At 58.5% G+C, this 12,051-nt stretch carries 25 protein-coding genes; 9 read left to right on the top strand and 16 right to left on the bottom strand.

What is annotated here, in order from left to right:
- Positions 1–11: 11 nt before the first annotated feature.
- Complete coding sequence (locus FFM53_RS20345; protein WP_138387011.1) at positions 12–377, bottom strand: hypothetical protein; 366 nt, start codon at positions 375–377, stop codon at positions 12–14.
- A 23-nt stretch (positions 378–400) separates the two neighbouring features.
- Here FFM53_RS20345 and FFM53_RS20350 point away from each other — a divergent pair, with 23 nt between their 5' ends.
- The 7 genes from FFM53_RS20350 (at position 401) to FFM53_RS20380 (ending at position 4,156) form a co-directional block, all read left to right on the top strand.
- Entirely contained in the window at positions 401–598 is a 198-nt protein-coding gene (locus tag FFM53_RS20350) for a DUF7940 domain-containing protein (protein WP_130657160.1), read from the top strand.
- A complete protein-coding gene (locus FFM53_RS20355) occupies positions 588–1,067 on the top strand; it encodes a lysozyme (RefSeq protein ID WP_138387012.1) in 480 nt (159 codons plus the stop codon). Before FFM53_RS20350 ends, FFM53_RS20355 begins: the two co-directional genes overlap by 11 nt.
- On the top strand, positions 1,064–1,435 hold the full coding sequence (locus FFM53_RS20360) for a hypothetical protein (RefSeq protein WP_138387013.1): 372 nt from the start codon (positions 1,064–1,066) through the stop codon (positions 1,433–1,435). The genes FFM53_RS20355 and FFM53_RS20360 overlap by 4 nt, the downstream gene beginning before the upstream one ends.
- Before the next feature lie 46 nt (positions 1,436–1,481).
- Positions 1,482–1,673, top strand: a complete 192-nt coding sequence (locus FFM53_RS36390; protein WP_246413015.1) for an anaerobic dehydrogenase — start codon at positions 1,482–1,484, stop codon at positions 1,671–1,673.
- On the top strand, positions 1,673–1,975 hold the full coding sequence (locus FFM53_RS20370) for a hypothetical protein (RefSeq protein WP_138387015.1): 303 nt from the start codon (positions 1,673–1,675) through the stop codon (positions 1,973–1,975). The genes FFM53_RS36390 and FFM53_RS20370 overlap by 1 nt, the downstream gene beginning before the upstream one ends.
- Before the next feature lie 44 nt (positions 1,976–2,019).
- Positions 2,020–2,283 (top strand): hypothetical protein, encoded by a 264-nt coding sequence (locus FFM53_RS20375; RefSeq protein WP_138387016.1) that lies wholly within the window; start codon positions 2,020–2,022, stop codon positions 2,281–2,283.
- 88 nt (positions 2,284–2,371) lie between these two features.
- Positions 2,372–4,156, top strand: coding sequence for a hypothetical protein (locus tag FFM53_RS20380; protein ID WP_246413017.1), 1,785 nt, complete (start codon positions 2,372–2,374; stop codon positions 4,154–4,156).
- Positions 4,157–4,607: 451 nt separating this feature from the next.
- Here FFM53_RS20380 and FFM53_RS36395 read toward each other — a convergent pair whose 3' ends face one another.
- The 5 genes from FFM53_RS36395 to FFM53_RS20400 form a co-directional block, all read right to left on the bottom strand.
- Positions 4,608–4,844 carry a DUF6894 family protein gene (locus FFM53_RS36395; RefSeq protein ID WP_138387018.1) on the bottom strand — a complete coding sequence of 79 codons (237 nt, stop codon included), beginning with the start codon at positions 4,842–4,844 and terminating at the stop codon, positions 4,608–4,610.
- A gap of 381 nt (positions 4,845–5,225) precedes the next feature.
- On the bottom strand, positions 5,226–5,429 hold the full coding sequence (locus FFM53_RS20385) for a hypothetical protein (protein WP_138387019.1): 204 nt from the start codon (positions 5,427–5,429) through the stop codon (positions 5,226–5,228).
- A 97-nt stretch (positions 5,430–5,526) separates the two neighbouring features.
- On the bottom strand, positions 5,527–5,901 hold the full coding sequence (locus FFM53_RS20390) for a thermonuclease family protein (RefSeq protein WP_138387020.1): 375 nt from the start codon (positions 5,899–5,901) through the stop codon (positions 5,527–5,529).
- Positions 5,898–6,122: a hypothetical protein gene (locus FFM53_RS20395; protein WP_138387021.1), complete on the bottom strand. Its 225-nt coding sequence runs from the start codon at positions 6,120–6,122 to the stop codon at positions 5,898–5,900. Before FFM53_RS20395 ends, FFM53_RS20390 begins: the two co-directional genes overlap by 4 nt.
- 216 nt (positions 6,123–6,338) lie before the next feature.
- Positions 6,339–6,626 (bottom strand): hypothetical protein, encoded by a 288-nt coding sequence (locus FFM53_RS20400; RefSeq protein ID WP_138387022.1) that lies wholly within the window; start codon positions 6,624–6,626, stop codon positions 6,339–6,341.
- A 134-nt stretch (positions 6,627–6,760) separates the two neighbouring features.
- Between FFM53_RS20400 and ligD the strand changes: the two genes are divergently transcribed.
- Positions 6,761–7,804: a non-homologous end-joining DNA ligase gene (ligD, locus tag FFM53_RS20405; protein WP_138387023.1), complete on the top strand. Its 1,044-nt coding sequence runs from the start codon at positions 6,761–6,763 to the stop codon at positions 7,802–7,804.
- Between the two features lie 15 nt (positions 7,805–7,819).
- Here the strand turns inward: ligD and FFM53_RS20410 are convergent, their stop codons facing one another.
- The 10 genes from FFM53_RS20410 to FFM53_RS20455 all read right to left on the bottom strand — a co-directional run bounded on the left by FFM53_RS20410 (position 7,820) and on the right by FFM53_RS20455 (position 11,320).
- A complete protein-coding gene (locus FFM53_RS20410) occupies positions 7,820–8,020 on the bottom strand; it encodes a hypothetical protein (protein WP_138387024.1) in 201 nt (66 codons plus the stop codon).
- Positions 8,021–8,109: 89 nt separating this feature from the next.
- Positions 8,110–8,400 carry a CopG family transcriptional regulator gene (locus FFM53_RS20415; protein ID WP_138387025.1) on the bottom strand — a complete coding sequence of 97 codons (291 nt, stop codon included), beginning with the start codon at positions 8,398–8,400 and terminating at the stop codon, positions 8,110–8,112.
- Complete coding sequence (locus tag FFM53_RS20420) at positions 8,400–8,585, bottom strand: hypothetical protein (RefSeq protein WP_138387026.1); 186 nt, start codon at positions 8,583–8,585, stop codon at positions 8,400–8,402. The genes FFM53_RS20415 and FFM53_RS20420 overlap by 1 nt, the downstream gene beginning before the upstream one ends.
- Positions 8,586–8,735: 150 nt before the next feature.
- The gene (locus tag FFM53_RS20425; RefSeq protein ID WP_138387027.1) at positions 8,736–9,089 is read right to left on the bottom strand and encodes a hypothetical protein; all 354 of its coding nucleotides are present in this window, start codon (positions 9,087–9,089) and stop codon (positions 8,736–8,738) included.
- Between the two features lie 172 nt (positions 9,090–9,261).
- Positions 9,262–9,450, bottom strand: a complete 189-nt coding sequence (locus tag FFM53_RS20430; RefSeq protein WP_138387028.1) for a helix-turn-helix transcriptional regulator — start codon at positions 9,448–9,450, stop codon at positions 9,262–9,264.
- Positions 9,447–9,992, bottom strand: a complete 546-nt coding sequence (locus FFM53_RS20435) for a hypothetical protein (RefSeq protein ID WP_173883612.1) — start codon at positions 9,990–9,992, stop codon at positions 9,447–9,449. The genes FFM53_RS20430 and FFM53_RS20435 overlap by 4 nt, the downstream gene beginning before the upstream one ends.
- Positions 9,989–10,291 (bottom strand): hypothetical protein, encoded by a 303-nt coding sequence (locus FFM53_RS20440; protein ID WP_138387029.1) that lies wholly within the window; start codon positions 10,289–10,291, stop codon positions 9,989–9,991. Before FFM53_RS20440 ends, FFM53_RS20435 begins: the two co-directional genes overlap by 4 nt.
- Complete coding sequence (locus FFM53_RS20445) at positions 10,288–10,752, bottom strand: helix-turn-helix domain-containing protein (protein WP_138387030.1); 465 nt, start codon at positions 10,750–10,752, stop codon at positions 10,288–10,290. Before FFM53_RS20445 ends, FFM53_RS20440 begins: the two co-directional genes overlap by 4 nt.
- 146 nt (positions 10,753–10,898) lie before the next feature.
- On the bottom strand, positions 10,899–11,153 hold the full coding sequence (locus FFM53_RS20450) for a hypothetical protein (protein WP_138387031.1): 255 nt from the start codon (positions 11,151–11,153) through the stop codon (positions 10,899–10,901).
- The gene (locus tag FFM53_RS20455) at positions 11,150–11,320 is read right to left on the bottom strand and encodes a type II toxin-antitoxin system antitoxin (RefSeq protein ID WP_173883613.1); all 171 of its coding nucleotides are present in this window, start codon (positions 11,318–11,320) and stop codon (positions 11,150–11,152) included. The genes FFM53_RS20450 and FFM53_RS20455 overlap by 4 nt, the downstream gene beginning before the upstream one ends.
- Before the next feature lie 402 nt (positions 11,321–11,722).
- Here FFM53_RS20455 and FFM53_RS20460 point away from each other — a divergent pair, with 402 nt between their 5' ends.
- On the top strand, positions 11,723–12,043 hold the full coding sequence (locus FFM53_RS20460) for an HNH endonuclease (RefSeq protein WP_138387033.1): 321 nt from the start codon (positions 11,723–11,725) through the stop codon (positions 12,041–12,043).
- Positions 12,044–12,051: the final 8 nt, after the last annotated feature.

A 12,051-nucleotide genomic window follows, 5' to 3' on the forward strand; every position in this document is an offset into this window, starting at 1 on the left:
CTCCATACACCCTAGCATTTCACATAAACCGTGTAGATCCGGGTAGGGCGACCGTCAGATGTGCCGGTCCCGCTCACAGCTTCCTTTACGACGCGTGCGGAAGGGCATTGCGTCTTCTTATAATCGAGAGCGACGCGCTCGCGGTTTTGTTTATCGTCCAGATCGTGCCCGACTGTGTTTTGCATTTGGACAGCATAATCCGCTCCGGCGACCGGAGGGACGTCTACCCAGTGACCGCTGGTTTCCTGCGTCTGGCATCCAGCCAGCGCAACCGATAGTGCCAGTCCAAGAGCCTTTGCCTGCATGATCGGGTCTCCTTCCCCAAGTCGGTTGTAGATCAGGTAGACATTCAGAAACAAGCGCGCCTCATCGGCCATCACCCACAATCTGGAGTTTATCCATGCTCGTCCATAACTGGCGGCGCGTTCTCGCGCGCTCCCTGTCGCTTTGGTGCGTCTATTTCGCGGGAGCCTTTGAACTCGCGCCGTACATCGTCCCGTATCTCGACGGCTACATCCCACCGTGGCTGTCGATCGTCCTCCTGCTGCTTTCCGTACCGGCTCGGGTAATCGACCAGAGGCTTTCCAATGGCAAATAGAATGAAGAAGGGCAGCGCGGTCGCAGTGGCCGTCGCGCTGTCGATCGGCACGCTGATCAAGCCGTGGGAGGGGCTGTCGCTGACGTCCTATCCCGATATCGTAGGCGTCTGGACCGTCTGCCACGGCGAGACGCTCGGCATCCGTCCCGGCATGAAGTTCACGAAAGCGGAATGTGAAGAAAAACTGCTGACGCGCGTGACAAACGACTACTACCGCCCGCTGACGCAGTGTATCGCCGACTTCGATCGCAAGCCGGTCGAATGGCAGGCGGCCGCCATCTCGGTGACCTACAACATCGGCGTCGGGACCGCATGCAAGTCTTCGTTCGCCAGGCTCGCCCGCGCAGGCAAGCTCAAGGAAAGCTGCCAGGCCATGACCCTGTTCAATCGTGCCGGTGGCAAGGTGGTTCGGGGGCTAGTGAACCGGCGCGCCGCAGAGCTTAAGCTCTGCCTGAAGGGTGTCGCATGATCGCCTTCCTCCTAAGCCCCGTCGGTCGTTGGGTCGCCGGGGCGCTGGCTGCGCTGGCGCTGCTGCTGGCCGCATACGCCTATGTCGACCACCGCGGCTATGCCCGTGCTGAGGTCCACTACAAGGGCGTCATTGCCGCCGAACACGCCGCAGCCGTCACGGCCCGCAACGCCGAGGTCGAGCGCCAGGCGGCACGCCAGAACGAAGCGAAGGCGCGCGAGGCCGAGCGCATCGCCGCGATGCAGGCCGAGGCCGAATCCCTGAACCAAAAGATTGAGGAGCTGCAGCGTGAAGCCAGCGAAGATCCTGATGCTGGCCGCACTGCTCTCGGTGCTCCCAGCGTGCAGCGCATTAACAAGATCCGATAGACTGGTTGTCGTGCCGCCGCCGCCAGTGCTGCGGAAGGCCGACAGCATGTTGCTCGAGCGGTGCATCGGCCCGGTCGACCTTGGCAGCAAGCCGCTGACGCAATCTCAGCTTGAGCGGCTGTGGATTACCGATCGCGAGCGGCTGCTGTCATGTGCGCGACGTCACCTCGCGCTGATCGACTTCTACGCCGATCGCGACGCTGGCCTTGAGGGCACCACCACCGGAAAGGCCAAATAATGGACGGCTGGTTTTCATATATTGGGCCGCTCGTCGGCGTTATCGGCCTCATTCTTACAATCTGGTGGAAGGTCGAGGGCAAGATCGATGGCGCCAAGGCGAGGGCTGAGAAGGTCGAGCAGGATCTCGCCGCGCACAAGCTGCACACGGCCGAGCACTACGTTTCCAAGCAGGGGCTTCGCGAAACGCGCGACGAAATCATGGATGCCATCCAAGGCGTCAAGGCGGCCGTGGATCATATGACGGCTCGCGTCGATCGCATTGTCGAAAATCAGGTAAAGCGGCCGGCCACGCGCGCTTAGCCGACACCACCACCAAACATCACCACAATTTACCGGAGACCACCATGGCAACCGAACTTCTCGCGGTCGGATCGACTGCCGCCGATTCCTCTGACTTGGTCGTCGCCTCTGGCTCGACGGTGACAGTTGGAATCAAGGGCGCAACAACCTCCCAGGCGCGCGTACGAATCACACTCAAAGATGATGCCGGCGGCTATACCGACGTAGGCGAGCTTACGCCGTTCCGTCCAGCAATAGCCGTCACGGCGCCAGGAACATACCGCTTTACGCGCGTCGCAGGCGAAACGTGTGGGGTATTCAGTGCTTAGTCCTCTTTTTGCTCAGCTGTTCTCGCCGATCGGCAGGTATAGCGTCGCGGGCCGCGGGCAGGGCGGCGGCGGCGACCCTGACAGGTTTATGTTCTTCGGATCTCGCGCCCGCGCTCCATCCGGCAACATCGTGACGGCGCTTGCCGGGACCAACTATTATTGCTGCAAGATCGTCGTTCCCTCGCCGCAATTCGTCACGCGAACGTTCAAGTTCCATCTGCCGGGCTTTGCCTCGACTGAGGGCGGCAACTCGCCGCAGGAAACCACCGTGACCGGCACGATCGGCGCGCCCGGTAATTCCGTGGTTGTTGACGCGCTGTACGCGATAATCTCCGGCGTCCCTCATCAGTGTAAGTTCGGCGGCAACGATGGCGTGACAGTCGCCGACCAGACCAACGGCCAATGGACGGACGATCTCACGACGCCGGACGTTCCGCCCGAAACCGACGTCGAGCTTTGGCTTTTCTACCATGTCGCCGTTGGTGAAAAGGTTTGGCCGATCTACCGCATTCAGAAGCATCGCGGCGAACGGATATGGGGCGCGAACGATAATGCGTCGCTCCTCGGCTTCCTGACCGACCCTCTGGCGGACAGCACGGCGGCGCTCGATACCGCCTATGGCACGCAAAACCAGCCGCAATATTATGCGCCCGACTGCTTCATGATGGCCAAGGGCGGCTGGGACGGCCGGCCGGTTGGTCTCGCCTTCGTGGACAGTGTTGGCGAAAGCCGACAGGAATACAGCGCCGCCGCCGACTTGCGCGGTATGCTCGGTTATCTTCGCCGCTACTTAGACAAGGACGCCGGCATTGGCCGCATTCCGTTCTGCATGATCGGTATGCCCGGCGCTGGATCGGTTCGCGAATTTACCGGCACGGGCGCGGCGATCGCGACCAGGCGCCGGGATATCATCCGTGAAGCCATTGCCTTCAATAACGGCAAGTGGCCGTTTACCGTCGTCATCAATCAGCTCGGGCAGAACGACACGTCGACGCTTTATAATACGTGGTTCAACACGAACTACCGTTCGAACGTCACGCGCATTCGCGCCGAATATCCGGGCGTCAAGATTGTTGCTTTCCCGCCGCTCGGGCGCACGGACATTCAGCGGACAATCACGCTTACCTCTGTCGGCACGGTCGCGACGGCCGCCATTGCCAGCGGAACCACGGGTCTCCAGTCCGGCCAAACCGTGAGCATCAGCGGCGCGACGCCGGCCGCCTATAACGGCAGCTACGTTATCACCGTGGTCGACGCCAACACCTTCACCTACAATTTTGCCGGCGGCACCTCGCCGGCTACCGGAACCATTCGCGCCAACGACCTTGGCCTAAATGCGCTCTATCAGCTCTACACGGCGCAGAACTCCTATCCGGCTGACGGCACCGACGCCTCTGGCAAATGGCGATTGCGCGCCGATATCCTCGCCAAGACGTCGGCGTGCTGCGACGACGCGATCGACACCTATGCGGCTTGGGTCTCTGGCGTGAAGGCCGGGTGCTGGCCGGGAATGCTTGAGTTTCCAAGCACGACCTTGACCGCGCAATCTGGAACTGACGGGATCGTGACCTACAACACAATCACGGTTGCGGATGCCAGCATATTCAGGCCGGAACAACAGTTAAACATCTATACCGGGCCGGAAGGGATCGCGCGCTTGAGCACGCAAACCATTGCCAGCATTGCCGGCAACGTCATCACCTACCAGGCAAGCAGCGCCGTTGTCTTGCCCGCGGGTTCCGTCGTTCGGCCGTCTGCCGCGCCGCAGGAAAGCTCGACGCCGGTTTCGTACGTCCACCCGTTCCCTATCATGATCGACCGCATTGTCGCCAATATGGACCAGGGCGAGAAGGTAAAGCTTGTGGCGGCCTAACCAACTCCATTTCACTGGTTCGGTGCTGCACAGGTGGCATAGCCATTACGCTACAAAGCCGCCTCTCCTTAATCGGGGAGGCGGCTTTTTTACTTGACCCGAAAAAAGCCCCGCCAAGAGACGGGGCAAGTTCATGGATCGCACAGGAGGAACAAACACCCGTGCTTTCCTGCAGATATAACAAGAAAGGGACCGGTTGCGTTCCCGTCATTGCTCGCCGCGGATCAAAAAGGAGCCCCGCCGAAACGGGGCAATTTGTGGAAAGGACGGACCGCACAGGAAGGAAGGGAAGCGGACAACCCCAGTATGGGGCGCCTGTGCGATCCTTGTGGCCTAACCGTAGATCGTCGGAAAAGTTCCCAACGTTGCACTTCTTCGGTTGCCTATGCCAGGGAGGGGCGCAGGTGGTTGGTTGAGGCACTGGCTGAAGATAAATTGACCTCAGGAGGCTCTAGTCTAAGCCGACTGCTGTCCGGAAGGACACAGTGGCGACCAATGTGCCGTCCTCTGTCATAATCTCGAAGGTGTCTCCGTTTGCCGGTTGCCCCATGCGAATCCTCTCCGCCACTATCTCACGAGCGGCAGCGATTGCTTCCTTCAAAGCGTGTTCAGGTGACGCTAGGTCAGTGCCTTCTAGATCTTCCTCAAAGGCACCGTGCCGGCGGACGTGGAAAAAATACTTCGGCAATCCTTCTTCCTCGATGACTAGATAGCCCGCCCAACCTCTCGCAAAACGAATTGTTCCGAGATTGAGGCAGGCCGGGTGATAAAGAAAACCCCGCGTGAGCGGGGATTAGGCAGGGGGGTGGTTTCTAGGCAAGAACGCGTCGTGGCGCTGCAAAGACTATGTTGCACAAGCTTAATACGTGGGCAATAATACTGCTTTATTTCCACAGGCTTGCTCGGAAATAAATCGAATATCGTACGGTTTCGCTCTGAAGGATAAAGTGACTTCAGCTTACAAGTATGTTGAGTATAATTCCGCAGGCCGCTCAGCGATCATTGCTACCCCAAGCATCGCTTCTCCTGTGCGTGCGTTGGGCGGCCATCTAAACCCGAGACTAATGAATTATTTTTCGTCCAATTTCTCTGAGAGATGCTGGAGCAAGCTCTCAGGGTTCGGTGAACTCTGGAGCGCATCGACAGCCGTCGTGAGGGCAAGCTGCCCGCGACCGCTCTGAATGTCGCAATGATGCTGCGAACACCATTCCGTCACGGCATCGACCACAACTTCAATATCATGGTCGGAAAGGGAGGTCAGCGCTGGAAACATCTAGGTGGTCCATAGATCTGTGGACGAGACTGTTGGACTAGTTTCGGCGATCCAACCTGAACATCAGATGAAGGGGCAACGGGGAGGGGCAGTATGCTCAATCACACCAGTCGTTGCGCCGCTTCGGGCTCCATGTCCTTGCAAACCCTTCCTTGAGCAGCCTTTTGCCGATTTCTTCACCATTCGTTCGGTAGATGTTGATGAGCGGCCGGTGCGTAGGTGTCTTGTCCACCGCGCCGCTGAACACCACTTTAAGGCCGCGCTCGGCCAGCAGCTCTTTCAGCCGGCCTTTGGCGATCAGCGCCAGCTTCCGTTCCTTGATGCACTTCGCGTGCGATCCAATCTCCGGCGTATCGATGCCCGAAATGAACGGAACACCTTCCCCCAGCAGCCGCATGTTCTGCCCGTCGCATTTGACCGTGTCCCCGTCGACGACGGTCAGCGATGCGCAGATAATCAGTCCAGCAATCATTGAACGATATTCCCACGCTCCGCCGCGTCGCGCTTCCGCCTGAGCACCTGTTCCTGTTCGTAAGATTTATGCGGGAAGTGCTCGAAGCACCACCAGCGAGTCGGCACGACTGGGGACGGGCTGTTTCCCCAGCCTCCCCACTCCTTGCATCCCTCTTCCTCGCAATAGTGGACATACATTTGCGGCGCGTTTGTCAGCGCCGGCTTGTCGGTATCGCTCATTTTTCCTCCCCGAATGTCGATGCCGGATCTATCGACCATGTTTTGGCCGAAAACGCCAATGCCAAAAAAGCCCCGCCTTAGGTAGGACGGGGCTAGTTCTGGGTTGCGGTGGGCCGCACATCCAAGTGTCGAGCGGCTGCTGTGGAACAAATCTCAGCACGGCCCGAGGTCTTACGATCGGCGGTGCCTATTGTTCCCATGCCGACAGATTTTTTATCAGCCTTTCGCCCGGCCGTGTAATTCCAACAATTTTTCGTAGTGCTCCTCGACCCTCCGGCATGCCTCCCGCGAGGTATCTTCCCATCCGGTGTGCGGCATTATGTGCTCTTGTACCCACGGGATGTGGGTGACGTTCCATTTCCACATGCCCGTCTTGCCGTGGCTCGTTTGGTCCAATTGGATGCGGCCGAAACACTGCTCACCGTCGAACCCGCTGAAGTCCTGATATCCTTCTCCTGGCCATGTCTGACGCCATTTGTAGATCGGTTGGTATTGATCTGCCACCGGGTACCCTCATCGAAATTACCAGCCAACCCGGGCTTCCGCCGAGCGATATTGCTAGATGTTCTTGTCTTTGCCGAAGTCAATAACTCGTATTGGGCAATTGCTTTTTAAGACATTGCTGATGAAATTTCCGCATGACAAAGCCGCCCCGTAAGTCTTCGAAGCCATTGCTGCGCGATGATGCGCCTATCCGCGGTAGACCTCGCCGCCAACGCGATCCCGCGCAGCCGAACCTTCCCCTCGACCCTATGCCGGATCGCATTGATCCGTGCCTCGCACTCCTCAAGCCGAGGCCACCCAAAGGCCCGCAATGGGCTTTCGAAGTAAAATGGGATGGCTATCGCCTGGCAGTCCACATCGAGCCGACTGGCATTCGCATCCTGACGCGCGGCGGCCATGACTGGACGCATCGTTTCCCGGCGATCAAACTGGCGGCCATGTGGCTTCCCGTTGGCTCGGCAATCCTCGACGGCGAGGCCGTGGTTCTCGACAAGCAGGGCCGGTCGGATTTCGGCCTGCTGCAACAATCGCTCGGCGGTCGAGGCGGCAAGAAGAGTTCAAACGACGCCATCTTCATGGCTTTCGATCTGCTCTATTTCGACGGCCATGATCTCAGAAACTCCGAACTCGACATGCGCCGGCATCTGCTCGAGGATTTGGTGACCGTCGTAGGGCATGGCGACATCCGGCTCTCGGAGGAGATCGAGGCCGACGGGGATCAGTTGCTGGCAAGCGCCTGCGAACACGGGTTGGAAGGCATCATCGCCAAGCGCCGGGACGCCCCTTATCGCTCCGGCCGGCTCGGCGACTGGGTGAAGGTCAAGTGCATCCAGAGCGACAGTTTTGTGATCGTCGGGTATGAGAAGTCGACGGCGGCGCGTGCCGGAATCGGTCGGCTTCTGCTAGCCGCGCGCAAGGGTAAGAAGCTGGTGTACGTCGGCGGGGTAGGGACCGGCTTTAATGAGCGGAATGCCTATGAGCTTCGTGAGAAGCTCGACGGCCTCATCACATCCACGCCGGCTGCGGCCGTCGATCGCAAGGGAGCGATATTCGTGAAGCCGACGCTCATCGCCGAGATCGAATATCGAGCCTGGACGGACGACGGCAAGCTAAGGCATGCTTCTTATAAGGGACTGCGGGAAAAGCAGGACAATGCGGCGGTTTATGAGGTGGAGTAGGTGCCCTTAGGACCGTCAGATTAGCAGCCTCATCAACGCGTCCTCATCCTTCACCCCATGTTGGAACGACTGGATAACTCGCGCAGCCAACTCTTCGCGCTCAGGGTCTGTTTTGATTTGGCGAACCAAGACGACGTGGTCATAGACTCTCTGGCAGAGGGCGACTTCTTCATCGCTCAACACGGTTTGTGCTTCTGTTATATGGAAACGGATCATGATCGCCCTCACTTCCTGCGACAAGGTAGGGCGAAACAGCGTCTATTCAACGCAGGAACTCCGACACAAACACGTGAATAGCAATATGCTCAAGCCGTCCCATCCACTTCGCCGTCTTCATCCAACGCATGCACCGGCAGATAGGTGTTCTTCTCCATCCACTCCCGCACGATGTATCTGATCATGTCGTTGCGCGTTACGCCGAACTCGCTCGCGAGATTGGCCAAGGCTTCCTCCACATCATCCTCCATCAAGACGAAGCCGGCATTGCGTAGCCGCAGTGCCGCGCGGCGTAGCATGATCTGCAGATCCGCTCGCGAAATATCGGCTATCCGATCGGCGGCGTCATCGAGGAGTTTGGCAGTCCCGAACGAGCTCATCAATGTACGCGCTTCGGCGCGTCCTCAATTTGCTCCAAGATCTGGATTAACCCCAGAACAACATTGCCGTTCAGGCGAGCCATGATGAGACCAGACCGCTGAGCCGCCTTGCCGGTGCGGCGGTCAAAAATGGTCCAAGTCTGGTCTTGATCTTTGCGAGCGCCGTAGCGCGGTATCTCGATCATTTGTCTGCCCCCTCTCATGGCCATCTCTAATTATGTTCGTTAGACGCGCCGACGCAAGAGCGTCACCTGGCTGCAACGAAGGCTGGTCGCCGAGATGGAATTCGAGTTGGACAGAAGACGGCAAGCTGAGGTGCAGGATAACGCGGCGGTTTATGAGCCAGATTTCTGACGGTGAAAGGATCGAGTCGGAGTTTCGTGGTGATATTTCGACCCCCTACCGCCACGGCTGGGAGAAAATAATCCACGAATGGCATCCTTATGCAACTGCCCTTCCACGGGAGCTGCCATTTCTGTCCGGCCAAAACGGCGCACCAGCTCGTCGGCTAGATCTATCGGATCGGTCATGCCGTTTTGGAATAGGCGGATGAGCAATGTCGCGGCCAGGTTGGGACCGGCAGACTGCCCACCTGCAATCTCACACTTGTATCCGCAATCGATGAGCACCTTCTGGAGGAGGCGCAGATCGTCGGTGTTTAAGGAACAAGAAGTCAATTCCGAAGACATCGAACCCTCCTTTTATGCGAGCTTGGGCAGCTTATGGCGTAACTTTCCAGCGAAGGAAAAGTTCCGCCCCTTAAGATGGGCGATGCGATGTGGAGCGGTCCGCTGTACGGGCCCAAGCGCAGGCGTGAGGTCGCTCTGACGACCTCACAGCAGGTCAGAGAACTACGACAAATCAGTTGTTGTTGCCGAGGCCGCTAATTTCATTAAGCTTCGCGTCGATCGCTCTCTTGTCCCATTTGCGGGTGCCCGGTATCGTCGGCGGCATTTTGTGGCTCGCCACCCACATCGAGAAGCATGTCGGCGATATGCCGCAATATTCAGCCGCTTCCTTGCGACCGATGAGGCGCGGGGGGATGATCATGATGCTGACTTCCCGTAGTGCCAGAGATTGATGCGTTTCGCCTCGTCCATCCCGAGGTCGGTCACAAGCCAAACTGTGTCACCATCCCGATCTGTCCCTTGTGCAGTAATCGCCCCCTTTTCGGCGAGCTTATCCATCGTAAAGGCGCCCGCATCCGGGATGGCGGCATGAGTTTTCGCGTCGGGGCGCGCGACCATGTAGAGCAAGGTCTTCTGGCCACGGTAATCAAGGTTGAGTTTGGGCTTTCGATCATCTCGCCGCTCTCGCTTCGACCGGGTCCAAACGTCACTATCTTCGGCTACGGCAGGTGCTTGGATGTAGCTCTTCTCGATGCCGAGATATTGATTGTACCATTTGCGCACCAGCGGAACCGGCCGTCCGCCATGAAGGGCATCGACTCGAGGAAAACCCTTAGCGTCAAGTAAGCGCAGAGCGCCGCGTTTCCATTCCGATGCACGTTTCCGTCCGACGATAGCAATTGCGATCTCATCGTCCGTTGCGAAAAGCGGCAGACGATCGAATAGGCTCGGTGGAAACGTCATTCACCCTTGCCCTTGTTCCTCGCCAAGCGGGCCTTTCGAAGCGCGGCCAGGTTCCTTTTCTGCTGGAAGTCTGCCGTTTTGTTCTCCCGCTGCTGGCGTTTGTCGGCCTTGGTCTCTTCTTTCAGCAGCAACGAAATGTCGGCGGCGGATATCAGCATCAATCGCCCAATCTTCTTGGCAATGCCGAGCCGCTTTGCCTTCTCCCATACGGTGCGCCCGGTAAGGTGTATTCCACTCGCTGCTGAAATGCGCTCGGCGATCGTATCTGGCGTAACAAGGCTATCGAGACCGTCGGTCATTTCTTCTTCGCCTCCTTCGCTGCCGCGCGCCGGGCTTCATACTGGGCCATGAAGCTGCCCTCATCTGAAGTAGCCCGCTCCACGGCCAGTTCATGTGCGCGCTTGCGCGTCCCGTACCTCGAGGTTTTGGGTGCCGAAACGAGATAGTCCCGCTGCGTGTGGCGCTTGATGAAGCTCGCGACCTCGTCTTGGCTGAAGGTTAGGCGTCGTCGCTCAGTGCCGCGGCCAGCATGCACAAATGCCAGCTCGCCGTAGCGCACGAGGTCGTGGATTGTCGATGCTGATACATTCAGCGTTCGCGCGACCTCGGGAAGAGATAGAAGCCGAGGAATTGCCAGCGATTGCATCCCAGCCATGAATGCGAGTTGGACGTCTTCGCGGCGCCAACCCTGATCGGGATCCAGCGGCTGGGTAGCGCCGGCGTAGGTGAGGGCGGCTTGCTGAAAATAGGTTCTATTCATGGCCCACCAAAGGACGGTTGCGCTGACGCTTCCGGCGCGAACGCCGGCTGCCTTTGCCCCGTGTGGTGGGTCGGGATGCCTTGCGGATTGGTGGGCCGCGATAAAGAGCTAGGCGAGTCGGGTGAGGGTGGTCAAGGCCAGTAGGTCTATTGCTCTCCGCGCATCTTCAAGAGGCGGAAGCTGATTTCAGCCAGCGTGCCTAGCGCGACAGCAACGACGAGCTTGTAGATCCCCTTGTCAATCACGGATCCAGAACTCGGTGCTCCGGGTGTGTAGCGGCGCAGCGCCTCCTCGTATGGCAGCAAAAGCTCGTTCGCGATCACTAAACCGATCACAACCTGCCAGGCGCCAACGAGAAGTATGAGGTAGGCGAGAATTCTAGCCGCGTAAGAAAATGTCATTGGCCACGAAGCCCCGTCGAGGTTAGCAGTCCCCGTTTTTCCAGATCGTCGGCAATCACCTTCTCGATATACGACGCCACAGAGCGTCGCTCGGCTTTGGCAGCCGCTTCAATCGCGTCTTTCAGTTCTGGCTCTATGCGAATGCCGATCGCGGCCGTCTTCGCCATTATTCTTCATCTCCGTAATTGCGGCATGTTCGCAGCATGCAAACATTTATCGCATTTCGCTGTTGACCGCCATGAAATCATTCGATATACAAATACTAACATTTACCAACGCAACGAGGAGCACCACAATGACCATTCATGGACCGATAGGCCACGCCGACAGAAGCCTGCTGCCGCGCTCTTTGCTTGGCAGACGACCTACCAGAGTTTATGTCGCCGCCGATTTCCGTTTCGCTACAGGCGACAGCGTAGCCTTCGGCGACCATGTCGCGATCGTAATGACACGCTCTCGGTCGGCGTTCGGCAGAGAAATCTATTACATCCAACTTATAGCTGGTGACATGGCTGGCCGCCCGTTCCGCACGGTCGAAGGAAGCCATCTCACGCCCTGCGAGAATCCATATGAAAACCGGAGTGAAGCGGGCTCTCGTTCTTGAGCTATTCAACAAGCAGGGCGGGCGCTGTTGCTACTGCGACCGCCCGATGGTCATCCTGCCTCGCGGCAAGGAGCAGAACCGACCAGACGCCGCAACGCTCGAACATCTGATGACCAATCGCCGCAGGGGCTGGACGCGACGCGACAACATGGCGGCCGCTTGCCGCGAGTGCAATGGAATGCGCGGATCCGGAATGGATTGGCTGATGTTCAAGACTTACCGCCGCGGCGAGTTCTGGGAATTAATCGAATGTGCGCCGCCCTGCGCGCATCGGCGTGGGTCGTAGACCGCGCT

It is taken from the genome of Rhizobium indicum, assembly GCF_005862305.2.
In the GTDB taxonomy this organism is placed as follows: Bacteria; Pseudomonadota; Alphaproteobacteria; order Rhizobiales; family Rhizobiaceae; genus Rhizobium; species Rhizobium indicum.

What these genes read in the sequence shown, in the direction of transcription:
- FFM53_RS20345 (WP_138387011.1), bottom strand. Translation starts at nt 377, where the DNA reads ATGGCCGATGAGGCGCGCTTGTTTCTGAATGTCTACCTGATCTACAAC.
- FFM53_RS20350 (WP_130657160.1), top strand. Translation starts at nt 401, where the DNA reads ATGCTCGTCCATAACTGGCGGCGCGTTCTCGCGCGCTCCCTGTCGCTT.
- FFM53_RS20355 (WP_138387012.1), top strand. Translation starts at nt 588, where the DNA reads ATGGCAAATAGAATGAAGAAGGGCAGCGCGGTCGCAGTGGCCGTCGCG.
- FFM53_RS20360 (WP_138387013.1), top strand. Translation starts at nt 1,064, where the DNA reads ATGATCGCCTTCCTCCTAAGCCCCGTCGGTCGTTGGGTCGCCGGGGCG.
- FFM53_RS36390 (WP_246413015.1), top strand. Translation starts at nt 1,482, where the DNA reads ATGTTGCTCGAGCGGTGCATCGGCCCGGTCGACCTTGGCAGCAAGCCG.
- FFM53_RS20370 (WP_138387015.1), top strand. Translation starts at nt 1,673, where the DNA reads ATGGACGGCTGGTTTTCATATATTGGGCCGCTCGTCGGCGTTATCGGC.
- FFM53_RS20375 (WP_138387016.1), top strand. Translation starts at nt 2,020, where the DNA reads ATGGCAACCGAACTTCTCGCGGTCGGATCGACTGCCGCCGATTCCTCT.
- FFM53_RS20380 (WP_246413017.1), top strand. Translation starts at nt 2,372, where the DNA reads ATGTTCTTCGGATCTCGCGCCCGCGCTCCATCCGGCAACATCGTGACG.
- FFM53_RS20385 (WP_138387019.1), bottom strand. Translation starts at nt 5,429, where the DNA reads ATGTTTCCAGCGCTGACCTCCCTTTCCGACCATGATATTGAAGTTGTG.
- FFM53_RS20390 (WP_138387020.1), bottom strand. Translation starts at nt 5,901, where the DNA reads ATGATTGCTGGACTGATTATCTGCGCATCGCTGACCGTCGTCGACGGG.
- FFM53_RS20395 (WP_138387021.1), bottom strand. Translation starts at nt 6,122, where the DNA reads ATGAGCGATACCGACAAGCCGGCGCTGACAAACGCGCCGCAAATGTAT.
- ligD (WP_138387023.1), top strand. Translation starts at nt 6,761, where the DNA reads ATGACAAAGCCGCCCCGTAAGTCTTCGAAGCCATTGCTGCGCGATGAT.
- FFM53_RS20410 (WP_138387024.1), bottom strand. Translation starts at nt 8,020, where the DNA reads ATGATCCGTTTCCATATAACAGAAGCACAAACCGTGTTGAGCGATGAA.
- FFM53_RS20415 (WP_138387025.1), bottom strand. Translation starts at nt 8,400, where the DNA reads ATGAGCTCGTTCGGGACTGCCAAACTCCTCGATGACGCCGCCGATCGG.
- FFM53_RS20420 (WP_138387026.1), bottom strand. Translation starts at nt 8,585, where the DNA reads ATGATCGAGATACCGCGCTACGGCGCTCGCAAAGATCAAGACCAGACT.
- FFM53_RS20425 (WP_138387027.1), bottom strand. Translation starts at nt 9,089, where the DNA reads ATGTCTTCGGAATTGACTTCTTGTTCCTTAAACACCGACGATCTGCGC.
- FFM53_RS20430 (WP_138387028.1), bottom strand. Translation starts at nt 9,450, where the DNA reads ATGATCATCCCCCCGCGCCTCATCGGTCGCAAGGAAGCGGCTGAATAT.
- FFM53_RS20435 (WP_173883612.1), bottom strand. Translation starts at nt 9,992, where the DNA reads ATGACGTTTCCACCGAGCCTATTCGATCGTCTGCCGCTTTTCGCAACG.
- FFM53_RS20440 (WP_138387029.1), bottom strand. Translation starts at nt 10,291, where the DNA reads ATGACCGACGGTCTCGATAGCCTTGTTACGCCAGATACGATCGCCGAG.
- FFM53_RS20445 (WP_138387030.1), bottom strand. Translation starts at nt 10,752, where the DNA reads ATGAATAGAACCTATTTTCAGCAAGCCGCCCTCACCTACGCCGGCGCT.
- FFM53_RS20450 (WP_138387031.1), bottom strand. Translation starts at nt 11,153, where the DNA reads ATGACATTTTCTTACGCGGCTAGAATTCTCGCCTACCTCATACTTCTC.
- FFM53_RS20455 (WP_173883613.1), bottom strand. Translation starts at nt 11,320, where the DNA reads ATGGCGAAGACGGCCGCGATCGGCATTCGCATAGAGCCAGAACTGAAA.
- FFM53_RS20460 (WP_138387033.1), top strand. Translation starts at nt 11,723, where the DNA reads ATGAAAACCGGAGTGAAGCGGGCTCTCGTTCTTGAGCTATTCAACAAG.